Origin of the sequence: Pseudomonas viridiflava (assembly GCF_001642795.1) — a bacterium.
GTDB lineage: Bacteria > Pseudomonadota > Gammaproteobacteria > Pseudomonadales > Pseudomonadaceae > Aquipseudomonas > Aquipseudomonas viridiflava.
Map to the genome: position 1 here is coordinate 216,846 of NZ_LKEH01000026.1, position 17,092 is coordinate 233,937.

Sequence of the window (17,092 nt, forward strand, 5' to 3'; positions counted from 1 at the left end):
GTCTCCTTCCTTAATTCAAGGGATGCTGACGCAGGAAATCTGCGGCAACCGAGGATGGGCTTTCATGGCCGACATCGACGCGGGCGTTGAGGTCGATCATGGTCTGGTTGTCCAGAAGCTCAGCCAGCGGCTTGAGCAGCGTGGCGATCTCCGGATGCGCATCCAGATACTCCTGACGAATCACCGGCGCAGCGGTGTAGTCCGGGAAATAGCGCTTGTCGTCTTCCAGCACCTTGAGTTTGAAAGCGTTCAGGCGGCCGTCGGTGGTGTAGACCAGACCGGCAAACACCTGACCATTACGCAGCGCGGTGTAGACCAGACCCGCGTCCATCTGCCGAGTGTTTTCACGACCGAGATTCATGTCGTAATGCTTGACCATGCCGATCAGACCGTCGGAGCGGTTGGCGAACTCGGTGTCCAGCGCTACGACATGACCCTCTTTGGCTTCATCCTTGAGCACCTTGGTCAGGTCGCTCATGGTGTTGACCTGTGGATACTTGTCCGCAACCTTCTGCGGCAGTGCCAGTGCGTAGGTGTTGTTGAACTTCGACGGCGAAAGCCAGACCAGGCCTTTCTTCGCATCGACTTCCTTCACACGGGCGTAGGTCTGCTCGCTGTCGAGTTTCTCGTCGATGTGGTTATAGGCAACCAGCGAGACGCCGGTGTATTCCCACAACAGGTCCAACTGGCCGCTTTCCTGAGCGCTGCGCGCCAGGTTACTGCCCAGACCACCGGTGATCTGCACGTTGTAGTTCTTGGTACGCAGGTATTGCGCCGTCAGCTCGGCCAGCAGCGTCTGCTCGGTGAACACGCGTGCGCCGACGCGCAGCAGCGGTTGTTCAGCCGCCTGGGACAGTGCCGGGAACAGCAGGGCAAAGCCTAAAAACAAACATAACTTCTTCATGGTATTTCCTTCGCTCAGCGAGTCAGGCCGCGTTCAAGCCACAGGCGGCTGGCAATGATCACCAGACCGTCAAGCAGCAACGCCAGCAGAGCGGTACAGGCAGCGCCCAGCACCAGTTGCGGCTGATTGTTCAGGGCGATGCCCGGGAAGATCAGGCTGCCGAGGCTGTTGGCGCCGATGAGAAAGGCCAGTGGCGCGGTACCGACGTTGATCGCCAGCGCAACCCGCACACCACCGATGATGATCGGCACGGCATTGGGCAATTCGACACGCCACAGCACCTGACGTGGCGTCATGCCGATGCCGACGGCGGCTTCCTTGAGTGAGCCCTGCACGTTCTTCAAGCCTTCGTAGGTGTTGCGCACAATGGGCAACAGCGAGGCGAGGAACAGCGCGAAGATGGCTGGCCCGCTGCCGATCCCGAGAATCCCGAGGGCAATGGCCAGAACGGCGAGAGGTGGGACGGTGTTGCCAATGTTGAAGATCTGCATGAAGCGTTCGGCGCGGCCAACCATACCGGGTCGGCTGAGGGCAATGCCTGCCGGAATACCGACCACCAGGGCCGCGAGCATCGAAAACAGAACCAGCATCAGGTGAGCCTGGAGATAGAACAGCAGGTCATCCTGGTATTGCGTGATGGTACTAACGCCGATCCAGTGGATCAGCAGGGCCAGGAGCGCGATAACAACCGCGCCTCCCAATAGCCCCTTGCCATAGCGATTTGCCACGGGCGGACTCCTTATTTCAGTCGGCGAACGCGTTTGCCTGGGCGACCGTGCGGGGCGCCAGCAATAACGTTCGCGAAGAGCAGCGGGTGGGTCGCCATAGAGGGTGTGACCTCGGCGATAACACAAGCCATGAGCGCAGCTTCGTCAAGCCAACATGCTGATGAATCAGCCCCTGAAGTTGGCCTCGGTACTGGCCTTGACGGGGGAATGGACGTCTCCACGACCCGAAAGGTTCCCATACGAGACATTATCTGGCCATCCCCGATTGACTGAACGGTTCGGTTATTGCCCGGAGTTGAGCTATAATCTGCGCCCTTTTTCAATCCCATTCCAGGCGATTTCCCATGACCCAACAGGCCGCCGAAGTCGCGAAACGCCGCACTTTCGCCATTATTTCCCACCCCGACGCCGGTAAAACCACCATCACGGAGAAGCTGCTGCTGATGGGCAAGGCCATTTCCGTCGCCGGTACGGTCAAATCGCGTAAATCCGACCGTCACGCCACATCCGACTGGATGGAAATGGAGAAACAACGCGGCATCTCCATCACCACGTCCGTCATGCAGTTCCCGTATCGCGATCACATGATCAACCTGCTGGACACCCCGGGCCACGAAGACTTCTCGGAAGACACCTACCGCACCCTGACGGCGGTCGACTCGGCCCTGATGGTTCTGGACGGCGGTAAAGGTGTCGAGCCACGCACCATCGCCCTGATGGACGTCTGCCGTCTGCGCGACACGCCGATTGTCAGCTTCATCAACAAGCTGGACCGTGACATCCGCGACCCGATCGAACTGCTGGACGAGATCGAAGCCGTCCTCAAGATCAAGGCGGCGCCTATCACCTGGCCGATCGGTTGCTACCGTGACTTCAAGGGCGTCTATCACCTGGCCGATGACTACATCATCGTCTACACCGCCGGTCACGGCCATGAGCGCACCGAAACCAAGATCATCCAGAACCTGGACTCCGACGAAGCCCGCGCCCACCTGGGTGACGAGTACGACCGCTTCGTCGAGCAACTGGAGCTGGTGCAGGGCGCCTGCCACGAATTCAACCAGCAGGAGTTCATCGACGGTCGGCTGACACCGGTGTTCTTCGGTACCGCGCTGGGCAACTTCGGTGTCGATCACGTGCTCGATGCCGTGGTCAATTGGGCGCCAATGCCGCTGGCCCGCGTCGCCAACGAGCGCACCGTGGAGCCGGAAGAAGAGAAATTCAGCGGCTTCGTGTTCAAGATCCAGGCGAACATGGATCCCAAGCACCGCGACCGTATCGCATTCATGCGCATCTGTTCGGGCCGTTACGACAAGGGCATGAAAATGCGCCATGTGCGTCTGGGCAAGGACGTGCGGATCGGCGATGCCCTGACCTTCTTCTCCTCGGAACGCGAGCAACTGGAAGAAGCCTACGCAGGCGATATCATCGGCCTGCACAACCACGGCACCATCCAGATTGGCGACACCTTCACCGAAGGCGAAGGCCTGGGCTTCACCGGTATTCCGCACTTCGCACCGGAGCTGTTCCGTCGCGTGCGTCTGAAAGATCCGCTCAAGTCCAAGCAGTTGCGTCAGGGTCTGCAGCAGTTGGCCGAAGAAGGTGCCACGCAGGTGTTCTTCCCGCAGCGCAGCAACGACATCATTCTCGGCGCCGTTGGTGTGCTGCAGTTTGACGTGGTCGCCAGCCGCCTGAAGGAAGAGTACAAGGTCGAATGCGCCTACGAGCCGATCACCGTATGGTCAGCCCGCTGGATCGAATGCGCCGACAAGAAGAAGCTCGAGGAGTTTGAAAACAAGGCCGTGGAAAACCTGGCGCTGGACGGCGGTGGTCACCTCACCTACCTGGCCCCTACCCGCGTGAACCTGGCGCTGATGGAAGAGCGCTGGCCCGACGTGAAATTCCGCGCCACTCGCGAGCACCATTGATCGACTGAAGTGCCTGGACGCTCTGCACCGCCTTCGAAAGCGGACGCGGAGCGTCCACTGATCGTGCCCATGCTCCGCGTGGGCATGCAGCCCGTGACGCTCCGCGTCACATTCCAGAGCGAACGCGGCGCGTGCTAACGATCAAGGCTTCTTCTTGCGTGGCCCGGTGTTGAAGACCGGGACCTTGCGCACGGGTTTGACTGCCGGTGCCGGCTCGGAATCGCCGCTGTCGACCCACTTGCCCAGATTACGTTTGCTGCCCGAGACCTTGGGCTTTTTCGGCTTCTTGGGTTTCTTGAGGATCTGTCCGCTGGCATCGGTGCTCGGCACGCGGTGCTCTGGTTCGAAATCCTGTTCTTCACGACGCTCCAGGGTCTGACGGGTCAGCACTTCGATGGCCGACAGCAGCTCGACTTCATCGGCGCACACCAGCGAAATCGCCTCGCCGGTCAGGCCCGCACGGCCAGTACGACCGATACGGTGGATGTAGTCTTCGGCCACAATTGGCAGGTCGAGGTTGACCACGGTCGGCAGGTCATCAATGTCCAGCCCGCGCGCCGCCACATCGGTCGCCACCAGAATCTTCACTTCATTGCTCTTGAAACGGTCCAGCGCACGCTGACGGGTTGCCTGAGGCTTGTCGCCATGAATGCCGTCTGCGTTCAGACCCAGCGCCTGCAGGCGGTCCACCAGTTGATCGACGCCGACGCGAGTTTTGGCGAATACCAACACCTGACCCCAGCGATGCTTTTTCATCAGATGGATGAACAGGTCGGCCTTGCGCTTTTTATCCACCGTCACGACCCACTGCTTGACCGACGCCGCGGCCACGTTGCGCGGGCTGACTTCGATGGTCAACGGGTCGTCCAGCATCTGCGAGGCCAGCAGGCGGATCGGATCGGAGAACGTCGCGGAAAACAGTAAGGTCTGGCGGCGCTTCGGCAGCGCGGCGTAGATCCCACGCAGTTCCTCGGCAAAGCCCAGGTCCAGCATACGGTCGGCTTCGTCGAGGATCAGGGTCTGCAACTGTGAGAACTTGACCGCGTTCTGGCGATGCAGGTCGAGCAGGCGACCGGGCGTGGCGACCAGCACGTCAACGCCTTTGCGCAGTTTCATCATCTGCGGATTGATGCTCACCCCGCCATAGACCGCGTAAGTGCTCAACGGCAGGTGCTCGGCATACTGACGAATGCTTTCGTGAACCTGTTCCGCCAATTCGCGGGTCGGTGCCAGCACCAGCGCACGAATGGTGTTGGGGGCAACTTTCGGCCCTTCCATCGTCAGACGCTGCAACAGTGGCAGCGCAAAACCTGCGGTCTTGCCGGTGCCGGTCTGGGCGGCTGCCATCAGGTCACGGCCAGCCAGAACCGGAGGAATCGCCTGTGCCTGCACAGGGGTCGGAGTCTGGTAGCCAAGCGCATCAAGGGCGCGCAGCAAGGGTTCGATCAGGCCGAGAGAGGCGAATGTCATGGGAATACCGTAGGAAAAATTCAGCGCAAGGCGCGCAGTTTACCCTGTCCGGCCCGCCTCGGTTAGCTTGTAGGCGCTGATACAGCTTCCTGAGGTCGCGGCTTGCGCCATTGCGGCAAGCCGATCAGCACCACGCCGCTGATGATCACCACCATCGCCAGGCACTCGGGCAGACCGATCGTTTCGCCCGCGAACACGACACCCAGCAACACCGCTACCGCAGGGTTGACGTAGGCATAACTGGTTGCCGCCGCCGGGCGTACGTTCTTGAGCAGGTACATGTAGGCACTGAACGCGACGATAGAACCGAACACCACCAGGTACAGCAGCGCGCCCCAGCCTGCCGCCGTCGGCATGTGCTCCAGCCGTTCGCCACTCAAAAAGCTGCCGATCAGCAACGTCGCGCCCGCAACCAGCATTTCCGCGCCACTGGCCATAGGTCCTTTGGGCAAGGTCAGGTGCTTGCTCAGCACCGAACCGAAGGCCCAGGCCGCTGCAGCGAAAATAACCAGCGCGGCGCCGTAAGGGCTGGCCTGCAGGTTCGAGCCCATATTCAGCAGACCAATGCCGATCAGGCCCAGAATGATGCCGGCCCATTCCAGGTTGGTGGTGCGATTGCCCCAGAACAGGCCGAACAGCAGGGTAAACAGCGGCATGGTCGCGACTGACAACGCGGCGATCCCCGAGGCCACGCCGGCATGCTCGGCCAGCGTCACACCACCGTTTCCGCAGGTCAGCAACAGAAAGCCGATCACCGCCGCGCCTTTCCACTCGGCCCAGGTCGGTGCCGGCACGCCGCGAAAGCGCAGGAATCCGTACATCAGGGACCCGGCAATCAAAAACCGGATACCGGCCATCATCAACGGCGGCCAGGACTCGACGCCGATCCGAATGACCAGATAGGTGGAGCCCCAGATCAGGTACAGGGCCAGAAAGGCACCGATGAGCAATGGCGAAAAACGAACGGACTGCGGCATGTTCAGGCTCGAAAATCATTGTTATGGTGAGCTTATTGTATGAAGGCAAACCGCGAACATTAAGCAGATAAACCTTTTTAACCGCCCGCAAAACTTACGATTCGACGCTTGTTTGGCGGTTTTACCTTGGTTTTCAAAACAGCACGAACGCCACCGGAGACTGCAATGATTCTGGACAAATACGATCGGATTCTGCTCGACGCGCTGCTGCAGAACGGCCGCGCCTCGTTCGCTCAACTGGCGAAGCTGATCAACCTTTCGGCACCCGCCGTTGCCGAGCGTGTCGCCAAGCTGGAAGCCAGCGGGGTCATCACCGGGTATGAGGCGAAAGTCGATCTGTCGAAGGTGGGATTGCCGATTCAATGCATCATCGAACTGCGCATGGGCAGTCATGGCAATCAGCAGGCATATGACGATCTGTGGAAAATACCGGAGTTGATCCAGTGCCACCGGGTGACCGGCGACCCCTGTGTGATCATGCGCGCTGCCGTGGATTCGATGCCCCATCTGGAAGACCTGATCAACCGCATCGCGCAGTTCGGCTTCAGCAAAACATCGATTGTGCTGTCGACAGCCGTGGAGCGAAGCCTGCCGTCAGGCCATCTGGTGCCTCAGGGCAGACAGGAAAGCAGCAAGGAGCGAAAACCGCTCAAAGCCCGCGCTGACGCTTGATGGCTTCACCGATCTTCGCCGCCGGGACTTTCTGCAGCGAGCACAGCAACTGATGGGAAACACCCGCCAGGCCGTGTTTCTGACGCAGCTCGTTAGTCAGATAGGCCGTCAGGTTGGCCGCCATCTCGGCATCGGCCATGGCCCGGTGAGCCTTGCCGGTGTTGGGCAGGCGTGCGTACTGGGTCAGGGTGCCGAGCTTGTGATTGGGCGCGCCCGGCATGAGACGTCGGGCGAGCAGCATCGAACAGGCAAAACTCTGTTCGCGCGTGCGCTCGATACGCGACAGCTCGTAGTCCCAGAACTTTTGGTCGAACGAGGCGTTGTGCGCCACCAGCGGCGTCGAACCGACGAAATCGCACACATCACCCATCACCCGCTCGGCACTGGGCGCGGTGCGAATCATGTTGTTGCTGATACCCGTCAGCCCTTCGATGAACGCGGGGATGCGCACACCGGCATTCATCAGGCTCTGGTAGCGATCGACGATACGCCCCTGTTCCATGATGACCACGGCAATCTCGGTCGCACGGCAACCGTGGCCAGGCGAGATCCCGGTGGTTTCAAAGTCGATGACTGCAATACGTTCCAACACGTTGGTCCAACCCTTGAATTCATTTCAACAACAACGCGCCTTCGATGGGCACGTAACGACTGGCGGCGCGGATCAGCGAATTGGCCGTCAGTCCGGGTACGCCATAGGCCACCGCTTCTACGCCATGCTTACTGATGATACGTTCGAGCAGCATGTCGAAATCGCCATCACCCGACGCCAGCACCACTTCATCGACCTGCGGCGCGAAGTCCATGATATCGATGGTAATGCCCACATCCCAGTCCCCTTTCGCTGAACCGTCGCTGCGCTGGATATACGGCTTGAGCCGCACAGTGAAGCCCAGATTGCGAAGGATCTGCTGGAACTGCTGCTGCTTGCTGTCGCCTCGGTCGATGGCATACGCAAAGGCATGGACGATCTCGCCACGCTTGCTGATGTCCGCCCACAAGGCGGCGTAATTGAAATGACAGCCATGCGCCTGGCGCACGGTGTAATAGAGGTTCTGCACATCGGCGAACACCGCGATCTTCTTCACCGCAATTCCTCATGACGCAGGCTGGCCCCTGCGGTTACAGCGATCCGGAACGTGGATCGGCGTTCAGTATGCCAGCTTGAGCCGGGAATTGAGGGATCGATTGGTCAGCCTGCCGACTCGGGCTGGGACGCGGAGCGTCCAGGGCTGCATGCCCACGCAGAGCACTCATCGTTATGCACAAGTCTGCCTCGACACTGATCGCACAGATTGCGGATTCAGTGAGCCGAGCGCATGACGTGGATAACGGTGGAGCTTGGGCAAACATCTGCGCCACATTCAAGAGCGGNGGCGGCATTCCCACGCAGAGCGTAGGAACGATCAGAGTTATCTCAGGCACGCCGATCATGCCCATGCCTGTGCTCAGCGTTATGCCCGAGTCTTGCTGCGACCACGGAGTATGCATTCAGTCAGTCGCTTTCGTTTTGGCCCCCGTTTTGCGCGTCTTGCGGACTTGTATAACGATGAGCGCGGAGCATGGGCATGATCAGATTATCTCGCTCAGGCGAACCAGCCGCCCTCAAACAAACGAATCATCGTCGTCCGAGAACATCCCGCCATCATCGTTATAGTTGTCGTCGGCCGTGTATTGCGGGTCCGGCTGATTCCAGTTGCCTTGATCATTGTTGGAGAACTGATCCTGAACGGGCGCGTCGTGGATGACTTCGACGATTTCCTGCGGCTGACTGTGATGGCTGAACAGGCTGCTGATGCCTTCGGCCAGCATCACACCACCTGCCACACCGGCCGCTGTTTTCAGCGCACCGCCCAGAAAACCACTGCCGACGGGAGCAGCAGGCGCCGCACCATAGCCAGCCTGCGGGGCGGGCGCCGGATTGAAACCTGCTCCGTCACGCCAGCCACCGCCCGCCGCAGCCGGTGGCGACTGCGGCGCTCGCGGTGCGCTGCTGCCAAAAATGTTCGACAGAAACCCGCCGCTGGCAGGCGCCGAAGAGGTTTGACTCTTCGCCTGCTGAAGTTCGGCCTGCAATTGCTGGATCTGCTCGTCACGCTGCTTGATCTGCTGATTCAGCTGATTGACGGCCGCTTCCTGCACCAGAATCGCCTGCGTCATGTAATAAGGCGCAGCGGGCTGGCGGTTCAAGTGCTCCTTGATCAGCGTCTCGGCCCCCGTGTCTCGCGGGGCGGACGTTGTTTCGGCAGTTTTCAGTTTCGAGAAAAGACCGTCGATCAGGGTTTGCTCTTCTTGGTTCATGGCGACCTCGCGGATTGCCGTTCCATCATCCTCCGGCGGAATGCCGGTATCTGACTCAGTAATGGGGCTGCTCGGCGGCGGTTCAACAACATGAAAAAAAAGATAAGGAAGCCTTGCGGCGGCGGCCGCTGCGCTTGGATCGGCACAGGGCATGGGCTAAAGTGGCGGCCTGGTTTTTTGCCTGCGATCTACTATGAACCCGTTGACCGTCATCCAGGATTCGCTCTACTTCTTCCGGCGCAATCTGGGCAGCATCCTGATGCTCTGCCTGCCCTTGGTAGTGCTCGAAGCGCTGGCCAAGCAAGCCCTGGGCAGCGCCATGTCCGCCGAGGCGTCACCTGCCTACAGCCTCGTCATCGGGCTGTTTTTCTATCCGCTCTACACCGCCGCCCTGATTCTGTTTCTTGACGCCCGCACCCGTGGCGAGGAACCGGCAACTCGCGACCTGCTGGCCATGGCATTGCGCCTATGGCCGACCTTTGCCGTACTCTCGGCCATGAGCACGCTGCTGATCATGTTCGGCCTGTCGCTGCTGGTCGTGCCGGGCATCTGGGTGATGATCAAGCTGGCCTTCAGCGAATACCTGCTGGTGCTGCGCAGACTGACCCCTTTCATGGCCATGCGTGAAAGCATGTTGATGACCACCGGGCATTTCACACGCATCATGGTCTGCGTGCTGTGCGTCTATATCCCGTTGTGGCTGCTCGAAGGCGTGGGGCTTTACCTGATGCCGGAACCGCAAAGCGCACCGGTGTCGCTGCTCATCGACAGCATCAGCAGTTTTCTGAACCTGTTCACCAGCATCGTGATGTTCCGGCTGTTCATGTTGATCAGCGAGCCGGAGCACACCGCCTGAGACGAACGCGAACCTCACCGAGCGCAAGGCGCTCCAGGTCGAGCCGATGAAACGCTTCCTGCTACGCCTGACACTGTTTGGCCTGTTGCTGGCTGCCCTTCTGTTGATAGTCATCCAGCAGATGACCTGGCGCCCGGCCGCGCGTGAATCGGCCCAGACCAGCTGCAACCCCGAAGTGGCAGCAAAGCCCCTGGTGCCGGGGCAGGCGCTGAAGGTCATGACCTGGAACATTCAATACCTGGCCGGCAAGCGCTACGTCTTCTGGTACGACATGGCCGACGGCAGCGGCCCGGACGAACGCCCGACGCCCGAAGACCTTGCGTATAACCTCGACGAAGTAGCCCGCATCATCCGCGATGAACAGCCCGATATCGTCCTGTTGCAGGAAGTGAACGATAACGCCAAGAACACGGATTATCAGGACCAACTGGCGCTGCTTCAGGAGCGCGTAGTCGATCTCTACCCGTGCAGCTCACAAGCCTTTTACTGGCGCGCCGAATTCGTACCCAGCCCGCATATCTGGGGTGGCGTGGGCACCAAACTGGCGACATTGAGCCGTTTCCAGATCGACCGTGCCGAACGCGTGCAACTGCCGATTCCGGACGCCAACTTCATCAGCCGTCAGTTCCAGCCGAAAAACGCATTGCTGGTCAGCTATCTTCCGCTGCGCGACGGTGGCCATCTCGCCGTCATCAATACTCACCTGACCGCCGCCCGAACCAGCAGCGACACCGCACAAAGACAGATCGCCGCCACACGCGACCTGCTGGACAAATTCGAGGGCGCTGGCACGCCGTGGCTGATCGGCGGCGACTTCAACCTGTTACCACTGGGCCAGTACCGACGCCTGCCGGAACCGCTACGCACTGGCTACGCAGCCGACAGCGAACTGCATGGACTTTGGGACAGATACCCGATGATTCCGACCAATGCTGAAGCCAGCGGCATCGATCGCAACAAATGGCTGACCTACTTCCCCAACGATCCTCGCGTGAGCGGACCGGATCGAACCGTCGACTACCTGTTCTACAGCCCGAGCCTGAAACGGGTCAGTGCCAGGGTGCGTCGTGACGACACGCTGCTGATCTCCGATCACCTGCCAGTGATCGGTCGCTTTTTATTGCCGATGGTGCCTTGAAGGCCGAAGATTCGGCCGCGACTGTTTGCCTCCCAAGGTGTAGTTTGCACGCGGATGTATAGGCTTGTGGTCCTTGACGGAAGGCAGAGAGTGTTCGCATCACTTACACCCGGCATGAAGAGTCCTGCCGGGAAACCATGGATGTTTTCCCGTGATGAAACTTCTGCATCGATTGAAGTCCTGGCTCGGCCAAAAAGCGGTGACACAGCAGCCAGATATTCACCCCGAACCTGATGAAAAAACATCACGCCTTCAGGAACAAAAACCTCTGCTGGTTTCTCCACCAACCTGCCCGCCCCTGACGGAAAGGGACGCGCCGTTACTTGCGCGTTATCACGCCTACATCGCCGAGGTGGAACATGCGGATAAAGCCGAACCTCTGGTGCAGAGCGAGTCGCAGCGTGAGGAAGGACGTACGCTGGCAAGCGCGTTGTTTTCGAGAGCGCTGGATCTTGCCACCTCCAGGGCGGGCGAACACTCGCCTGACATCTACTGGTTCATGCAGTCTGCAGCCATTGCGTCGCTATTCGCCGACGGCATTGACTCCGAAGCATTCCTGAAATACCAGAAGGACGTTCACCACTATAAGGATCAACGACTGACCGAAGGTCAGGTCTGGGCATTTGACCTCTATGTCTCGCACCGTTTCCCCGCTAAACCTGCGCCGCTTCTGATGCATCCTTCGGTTGAAACACGCCTGCCCAGCGAACCGATTCCAGGTCTCGAAGACATCGACGAGTTGCTGTCTTACCTGCCCAGGCTCTATCCGAACGGCATTGCAATCGAGACACACATCTACAAAGAGGGTCAGTACTGGCCCACTTACTTCGACGTTGTGCACGACTTTTTCAAAGAGGTGGCCAAGGACTGCTGGTGCGACACCCACTACCCCAACCATCGCCCTTACGACAAGCTTGAGAGCCCTGACTACATTGCACAGGCAAACCTGGCCGATATTCAGACCTTCCTGACTTATTGTTCACGAGGTGAACGTTTCTGTGATGGACATCACGGCCAGATGATCAAAGAGGGTTACGTACTGCGTGTATTGAATCGATTATCCGTATTGCGCGTGAATGATGTGAATCACTAAAACCGAGTTCATGGCAGAGTTACGGAAAAGCCGTCTGAATCGTTACATCAAAAAAATACATCCAGGACCCAAGGAGCTCAGGCATGAACACCACAGACCACGTACAACCAAAACGAAAATACAGCGCCAAATGGCAGGAACGCTTCGACTTCTTCGACGCACATGGCGCGCCGAAGGATCCGAGCTTCAATATCGCCTTCAAGGCCCTTCCGGGCTTTGGAAAGAAAATGTTGATGCAGATGAACTTCATCGCCTTTTTCTTCGGACCGATCTATCTCTTTGTACTCGGCCTGTGGAAGAAAAACCTCGCCCTGCTGGGCATCCTGATCGGGATCAATATCGTACTGAACGTTTTGCTGGCCATTTTCGGACTGGAACTTTCCCAAGCGATGGGCACCGGCATGAATGTCGCGGGTTCGCTGATGTATGCGATGACGACCAACTATGCCTACTACCTGAAAGAGATCAAAGGTGAGCAGGGCTGGAATCCATTCAAAGGGTTTCGCATGATCTGATTCATCGTGTTGGCTGTACGAAAAAACCGCCCATTCAAGCGAATGAGCGGTTTTTTTCGTTCTGCTGGTGCTACGGGGCCTACTCGATCAGCGTCAACTCACCATCGGCATATCGCACTTCGCGCCCCAGCCATTCAGGATCGACATGAGGCAACACTGCCGAAGGTTTGCGCAGTTCACGCAGCAACGTGGAACCATGGGACAAGCGCCCGCCCATGCGTGCAATCACCGCACGAGCGTTCTGATAATGCGCGTGACGGCCGGGATCCAGTGTGTCCTCCAACAGAATGTCCTCACCCAGAATGCCCTGCACCTGCCCCGGATAGATCATGAAACCTGCGGCCTGTTCGGTGCCTTCGCGGCCGTCCTGCCAGAAGCTGCCGCTACGGGCGCGAACGTCAGGATGTGGCGCGAACCAGTGCGCCCGATCAGTCTGCGGCATTGCGTGATGCAACCGGAAAAACACCCGCATCAGGTTGTCGCGATACCACTCCCGAACCTGCAAATAGTAACCGCGCATGCCCGGCAGGCCCGCCGAGTGCGCCAGACGAATGGTCTTCGGCCAGGCTGGAAATGCCTGCAAGGGAAGATCGGTCAGCGCCGGACGCGGCGTGGCAGGATCGGTCTCCCACGGCAGCCGATGCGGACAGTGCACCAAATCATCGTACGCCGTGGGCGGACGCCCCAACAGATCGCCGCCGCTGCTGGCCAACGCCGTGGCGATGCACAGATTGCCCTGTACGACGAAAACGTAGAAGCGGGTGAACCAGTCAGCGAGTTGCTGGCCGTCTGCATGACGCGCGTTCAGTGAGTCGAGCTCTCGGTCGAAGCGGATCAGGCGTGTTTCCAAGGTCAGCAAATGCCCGCGTACAATACGCTGCATGCGCAGGAACAAGGGCAACGAGCGCAACAGACGCAACGGCCGCCAGGGAAGATGCGGCGTTGCGCCGCCGACTTCGCCCGCGTAGCTGCTGGAGGCGACGCCCCAATCCGCCAGTCTCGCCAGAAACAGGTCATTGTTGATGTAGGACGCGGCACCAAACAATGCAGTGAATGGCTCATTGTCCTGAAAGATGCGTGCATCCCAGCGACCCATGATCGCCGGAATACTGCCTGCAGCGCGTCGCTGGGCGTATTCCACGAATCGACTGGGTTGCGGCGGCAGGATTTCAGCGATGTTCGCGGCGGTCAGATGACGACGCCAGCCGTAGTCACTGATCGGCCGATACTGCAGCAGCCATAACTGCTGGCCGTCCCACGCCCATTCGACGTCGCCGGGCACATAGTGAAACACCCTCAGCACGTTCTGAAGAAAGTCCCAGAGCACGACCTGCGTCAGACCGTGCGACGTCGCAAATGCGTTGTCGCTCCAGGATGAGCCAAGCCGGGAAATGATCGCCCGCTGAGGCGTGGCCTGCCCGTCCGCCAACGATTCAAGATGGCCTTCGACCCATTCCAGCTCGACTGACAGGTGACGAACAAAAGCGATGCCGGACAACACCGGCGTGATGAAACGCTGAACCACAACCTCTTCGACGCCTTCAGCGTGCAATTGCGCAACGCGGGCAGGCACGTTTTGCGCGGACTCACGCAGATAGGTGGTGCTCAGCCCGGCATTCGCCGCATCGGCCTGATCTTCGCCAAAACTGGACGAACGAACCGCCCAGAGGCAGTCCGGCTGGCTGGTGAGAAAGCCTGACACATCGACCTCATCGCCCTGCACCACCGACAGGGCTGTAGGGACGGGCTGCCCGGCGCTCGCTGCAAGACGCAGGCGTCCGCCTTTGGTATGCGCGATGAATCCGCGCTCGCCCGACTCCAGCCACTGCGCGAACTCGGCAGGCGAGTCAATCCACGGATAGTGCCCCCATCCCGGTTTCAGGCTGATGGTCAGGTCGGCGCGAGCCAGGATCGCAGACCAGGCCGCTGCCTGTTCGATGCCGAGCAACGCGTCCTGATCGCCCCAGACCAGTTCGACCGGATCGTCGACCCACTCGAGCAGCGGCAGCGCCGTGTCCGCACGCAGCAGATCCCAATACGGCACGAATGCCCGACACCGCGCATAACCGGCGCCCATGCGCTGATAGTGCGCATCTGGCCAGGTATGCCTGGAAAACTTGTGCGCAAACAGCGCAGGTTTGTTGGACAGCAGCCAATGAATGGTCTTGCGAATCGGCATCGGCGACATCAGCGCAGGCAGACGCCGCTGCCAGAGAAACGCGCCCACCGGCGACAGCAATACGCTTCGACTGAAATGCCCGGGCTGACGCTGCAACGCATGCAGGACGAGCAAAGCGTTGACGCCGACGGCAACGATCGCGCTGCCTCTGATCGTCATGCTCAACAAAGCCTCGGCATAGGCGGCAAGGTCTTCGCAGGGCGGCTGAGGGTTGTCGCCGAAACCTGGCAGCTCAAGCGGCACCACGTGATAGCGCTGAAAACAGGGCACCACGTCGTCCCACCACTCGGCACTGCTGCCGTTACCTGCCAGGAGATACAGCAGAGGACGATCAGACATGGCGGGATTCCTTCAACGCATGGGCACGGTCATGGCGATACAGCCAGAACAGAGGCGGCAAGAGAGCCAGCAGCGCGGCGCTATCCAGCCAGACGTGCGACCAGACATCAGCCCGCAACGAAATCGCGATGTCCTGAGGTGCCCAGAGCAACAGGCCAGCCATCAGCCAACCCCAAGGCAGGTGACTTTTCAGACGATTGCCAAGGTGCACGAGCGCCAGCATGTACAGCGAATAGGTCTGCAACGTCGCGCCGAACAGCGCCGCCCACCAGGTCTGCTGCGCCCGCGCCGCAGCAGGCGCCGCCCCGCTCCAGAACGCCTGCTCGAGCGTGAGCAGATAACCGTCGAGCCAACCGGCAAACCCCGCCCATGTGAACACGATGGCACCCAGTACGTGCGCGAGTGCAGCGGCGTACAGCCAGGTTACGAGGATGCGTCGAAGAGGCCAGGCAGGGAATGGCATTACAGATCCTTACATCCTTGGGAGGGCCGAGTGTAGAGATTTTCGGAGTTGCTTGATACGCAGGGCATGCAGCAGCAAAGATGTAGACGTTTGAGAAGACGCATAACCGCGGGCTACGCTGTGATGCCCAAATTACGAGGCTATCGATATGCGGTGTCAGATTCGCCCCGCCACAGTCGAAGACACGGCAGCGATTAGCCGTGTAGTGATCGCGGCTCTGCGCAGTTCAAACTCACAGGATTACCCGCCTGAGGTTATCGCAGAGGTCGAGCAGAGCTTTGCGCCTAAAGCCGTCAGCGCAATGCTCGACAAGCGCAAGGTGTTCGTCGCTGCGTACGACGAACAGATCATCGGTACTGCAAGCCTGGACGGTCATGTAGTCAGAAGCGTTTTTGTCGATCCTGCCTGCCATGGGCGCGGAGTCGGTCGGCAGTTGATGAACGTTATTCATGCTACAGCCGCCAGCGCTGGAATCCAGGCTTTGCGCGTGCCCTCATCGATTACCGCAGAGGCGTTCTACATCACGCTGGGCTATCAGAAAATCCGCGACGAATTTCATGGCGCTGAGCGCACAATCGTCATGGAGAAACGACTCGAGGATCAATGAGTGTCTACCCACTGATCGAACCCGGTTAATCCGGTACGTTCAAGGCTTATGGCTCAGCTCTCGGAAGAGACGACAGACTCCTGCCCGGCTTCAGCCGCAAGCTTCGCCCGGTCTGCCTTACTGACGTAGGTGGACTTCTTGCGCGGTGCGAGTTTGGCGCTGGCCTTCTTGGCGTTGGCTTTCAAGAGTTGATTGATTTTTTTGCGACGATTCATGGGATTGGGCTCTGGAAAACGTTGGAGGTGGACCGTCTAAATACATGCAGAAGAATAATCAGTACCGCGAAATCGTCGAATGGAAGGCCCCCATCAGTCTGTACCCAGCTCTTGTTGACCGTCTACCTTGTCGACATAGGCCTCAAAAAACCAGTCAGGAATATCTTCCGCACGGTATTCAAGCAGGTTTCCATCTGTAATTACATCACCGTTTCGGAGATGAGCTCACGCCCTTGTTGATCGAAGGCTAACGGACGAGATCGGAGATGACAGATGTAAAACGAGAGCTACCCCCCGACGCGCCTGTGACCAATTTCAGCCCTTTCAAGAACAAGATGCGAGGCAGGTTCGACCAGATTTTCTGGGTGACGAGATAATGGTCTGCATAAAATGCGAGCAAATCTGGAACGGTTACTTTGTTACCAAACCGTCGACACGACGCACCTCAATCACTTCTCCAACCTTGACCTTACGCTTGGGTCTTGCCTTGGCAACAACTGTTTTAGTCCCATCCTTGGCCACCCTGACCAAGTCCCCGGCGTCTGTGCGTAGCACACCTGCTTGCGTCATGGACAATGCGCGCAAGTAAGCAGACAGCGTTGCGTCCCTCGCTTTGGCAGGGACCAGGCGCTCAAGATCATCGACCTCAGCTTCCGAGACGAACTCCGAATCTTTGCTCATTGCGCCCTACGGCCAGAATGGATTGG

At 59.2% G+C, this 17,092-nt stretch carries 18 protein-coding genes; 7 read left to right on the plus strand and 11 right to left on the minus strand.

Going from position 1 to position 17,092, the window contains the following annotated elements:
* Positions 1-10: 10 nt before the first annotated feature.
* Both AO065_RS13860 and AO065_RS13865 read right to left on the minus strand, forming a co-directional pair.
* Entirely contained in the window at positions 11-904 is an 894-nt protein-coding gene (locus AO065_RS13860) for a glycine betaine ABC transporter substrate-binding protein (RefSeq protein WP_004887893.1), read from the minus strand.
* Between the two features lie 14 nt (positions 905-918).
* Entirely contained in the window at positions 919-1,632 is a 714-nt protein-coding gene (locus tag AO065_RS13865) for an ABC transporter permease (protein WP_004887895.1), read from the minus strand.
* Positions 1,633-1,976: 344 nt separating this feature from the next.
* Between AO065_RS13865 and AO065_RS13870 the strand changes: the two genes are divergently transcribed.
* Positions 1,977-3,560, plus strand: a complete 1,584-nt coding sequence (locus tag AO065_RS13870) for a peptide chain release factor 3 (RefSeq protein WP_004887897.1) — start codon at positions 1,977-1,979, stop codon at positions 3,558-3,560.
* A gap of 141 nt (positions 3,561-3,701) precedes the next feature.
* Here the strand turns inward: AO065_RS13870 and AO065_RS13875 are convergent, their stop codons facing one another.
* Both AO065_RS13875 and yedA read right to left on the minus strand, forming a co-directional pair.
* Entirely contained in the window at positions 3,702-5,030 is a 1,329-nt protein-coding gene (locus tag AO065_RS13875) for an RNA helicase RhlE1 (RefSeq protein WP_004887899.1), read from the minus strand.
* 62 nt (positions 5,031-5,092) lie between these two features.
* Positions 5,093-6,007 (minus strand): drug/metabolite exporter YedA, encoded by a 915-nt coding sequence (gene yedA, locus AO065_RS13880; protein ID WP_004887901.1) that lies wholly within the window; start codon positions 6,005-6,007, stop codon positions 5,093-5,095.
* 165 nt (positions 6,008-6,172) lie between these two features.
* On the opposite strand from yedA, the gene AO065_RS13885 reads away from it, so the two are divergent.
* Entirely contained in the window at positions 6,173-6,679 is a 507-nt protein-coding gene (locus tag AO065_RS13885; protein ID WP_004887904.1) for an Lrp/AsnC family transcriptional regulator, read from the plus strand.
* Here the strand turns inward: AO065_RS13885 and AO065_RS13890 are convergent.
* From AO065_RS13890 to AO065_RS13900, 3 genes are all read right to left on the minus strand, one after another.
* A complete protein-coding gene (locus tag AO065_RS13890) occupies positions 6,657-7,268 on the minus strand; it encodes a 3'-5' exonuclease (protein ID WP_004887905.1) in 612 nt (203 codons plus the stop codon). The genes AO065_RS13885 and AO065_RS13890 overlap by 23 nt on opposite strands.
* 22 nt (positions 7,269-7,290) lie before the next feature.
* The gene (locus AO065_RS13895) at positions 7,291-7,767 is read right to left on the minus strand and encodes an NYN domain-containing protein (protein ID WP_004887906.1); all 477 of its coding nucleotides are present in this window, start codon (positions 7,765-7,767) and stop codon (positions 7,291-7,293) included.
* A 517-nt stretch (positions 7,768-8,284) separates the two neighbouring features.
* Positions 8,285-8,980, minus strand: coding sequence for a DUF2076 domain-containing protein (locus AO065_RS13900; RefSeq protein ID WP_004884986.1), 696 nt, complete (start codon positions 8,978-8,980; stop codon positions 8,285-8,287).
* A gap of 193 nt (positions 8,981-9,173) precedes the next feature.
* On the opposite strand from AO065_RS13900, the gene AO065_RS13905 reads away from it, so the two are divergent.
* The 4 genes from AO065_RS13905 (at position 9,174) to AO065_RS13920 (ending at position 12,582) form a co-directional block, all read left to right on the plus strand.
* Positions 9,174-9,836, plus strand: coding sequence for a YciC family protein (locus tag AO065_RS13905; protein ID WP_004884988.1), 663 nt, complete (start codon positions 9,174-9,176; stop codon positions 9,834-9,836).
* 46 nt (positions 9,837-9,882) lie between these two features.
* Positions 9,883-10,974, plus strand: a complete 1,092-nt coding sequence (locus AO065_RS13910) for an endonuclease/exonuclease/phosphatase family protein (RefSeq protein WP_004884992.1) — start codon at positions 9,883-9,885, stop codon at positions 10,972-10,974.
* Positions 10,975-11,125: 151 nt separating this feature from the next.
* Positions 11,126-12,067, plus strand: a complete 942-nt coding sequence (locus AO065_RS13915; RefSeq protein WP_032651791.1) for a DUF6508 domain-containing protein — start codon at positions 11,126-11,128, stop codon at positions 12,065-12,067.
* 83 nt (positions 12,068-12,150) lie between these two features.
* Complete coding sequence (locus tag AO065_RS13920) at positions 12,151-12,582, plus strand: DUF2628 domain-containing protein (RefSeq protein WP_004884997.1); 432 nt, start codon at positions 12,151-12,153, stop codon at positions 12,580-12,582.
* Positions 12,583-12,661: 79 nt separating this feature from the next.
* On the opposite strand, the gene AO065_RS13925 is transcribed toward AO065_RS13920, so the two are convergent.
* Positions 12,662-15,100: a PEP-utilizing enzyme gene (locus AO065_RS13925; RefSeq protein ID WP_054540861.1), complete on the minus strand. Its 2,439-nt coding sequence runs from the start codon at positions 15,098-15,100 to the stop codon at positions 12,662-12,664.
* Positions 15,093-15,563: a hypothetical protein gene (locus tag AO065_RS13930; protein ID WP_004885005.1), complete on the minus strand. Its 471-nt coding sequence runs from the start codon at positions 15,561-15,563 to the stop codon at positions 15,093-15,095. Before AO065_RS13930 ends, AO065_RS13925 begins: the two co-directional genes overlap by 8 nt.
* 148 nt (positions 15,564-15,711) lie before the next feature.
* On the opposite strand from AO065_RS13930, the gene AO065_RS13935 reads away from it, so the two are divergent.
* Positions 15,712-16,170 (plus strand): GNAT family N-acetyltransferase, encoded by a 459-nt coding sequence (locus tag AO065_RS13935; protein ID WP_004885006.1) that lies wholly within the window; start codon positions 15,712-15,714, stop codon positions 16,168-16,170.
* 53 nt (positions 16,171-16,223) lie between these two features.
* Here the strand turns inward: AO065_RS13935 and AO065_RS26375 are convergent, their stop codons facing one another.
* Both AO065_RS26375 and AO065_RS13940 read right to left on the minus strand, forming a co-directional pair.
* On the minus strand, positions 16,224-16,385 hold the full coding sequence (locus tag AO065_RS26375) for a DUF2986 domain-containing protein (RefSeq protein WP_004885007.1): 162 nt from the start codon (positions 16,383-16,385) through the stop codon (positions 16,224-16,226).
* A gap of 411 nt (positions 16,386-16,796) precedes the next feature.
* Complete coding sequence (locus AO065_RS13940; protein ID WP_004885008.1) at positions 16,797-17,066, minus strand: hypothetical protein; 270 nt, start codon at positions 17,064-17,066, stop codon at positions 16,797-16,799.
* Positions 17,067-17,092 lie beyond the last annotated feature (26 nt).

Excerpts from the sequence above, each read along its gene's own strand:
- AO065_RS13930 (WP_004885005.1), bottom strand. The coding sequence starts at position 15,563 with ATGCCATTCCCTGCCTGGCCTCTTCGACGCATCCTCGTAACCTGGCTG.
- AO065_RS13860 (WP_004887893.1), bottom strand. The coding sequence starts at position 904 with ATGAAGAAGTTATGTTTGTTTTTAGGCTTTGCCCTGCTGTTCCCGGCA.
- yedA (WP_004887901.1), bottom strand. The coding sequence starts at position 6,007 with ATGCCGCAGTCCGTTCGTTTTTCGCCATTGCTCATCGGTGCCTTTCTG.
- AO065_RS13935 (WP_004885006.1), top strand. The coding sequence starts at position 15,712 with ATGCGGTGTCAGATTCGCCCCGCCACAGTCGAAGACACGGCAGCGATT.
- AO065_RS13870 (WP_004887897.1), top strand. The coding sequence starts at position 1,977 with ATGACCCAACAGGCCGCCGAAGTCGCGAAACGCCGCACTTTCGCCATT.
- AO065_RS13925 (WP_054540861.1), bottom strand. The coding sequence starts at position 15,100 with ATGTCTGATCGTCCTCTGCTGTATCTCCTGGCAGGTAACGGCAGCAGT.
- AO065_RS13910 (WP_004884992.1), top strand. The coding sequence starts at position 9,883 with ATGAAACGCTTCCTGCTACGCCTGACACTGTTTGGCCTGTTGCTGGCT.
- AO065_RS13875 (WP_004887899.1), bottom strand. The coding sequence starts at position 5,030 with ATGACATTCGCCTCTCTCGGCCTGATCGAACCCTTGCTGCGCGCCCTT.
- AO065_RS13940 (WP_004885008.1), bottom strand. The coding sequence starts at position 17,066 with ATGAGCAAAGATTCGGAGTTCGTCTCGGAAGCTGAGGTCGATGATCTT.
- AO065_RS13900 (WP_004884986.1), bottom strand. The coding sequence starts at position 8,980 with ATGAACCAAGAAGAGCAAACCCTGATCGACGGTCTTTTCTCGAAACTG.
- AO065_RS13905 (WP_004884988.1), top strand. The coding sequence starts at position 9,174 with ATGAACCCGTTGACCGTCATCCAGGATTCGCTCTACTTCTTCCGGCGC.
- AO065_RS13885 (WP_004887904.1), top strand. The coding sequence starts at position 6,173 with ATGATTCTGGACAAATACGATCGGATTCTGCTCGACGCGCTGCTGCAG.
- AO065_RS13920 (WP_004884997.1), top strand. The coding sequence starts at position 12,151 with ATGAACACCACAGACCACGTACAACCAAAACGAAAATACAGCGCCAAA.
- AO065_RS26375 (WP_004885007.1), bottom strand. The coding sequence starts at position 16,385 with ATGAATCGTCGCAAAAAAATCAATCAACTCTTGAAAGCCAACGCCAAG.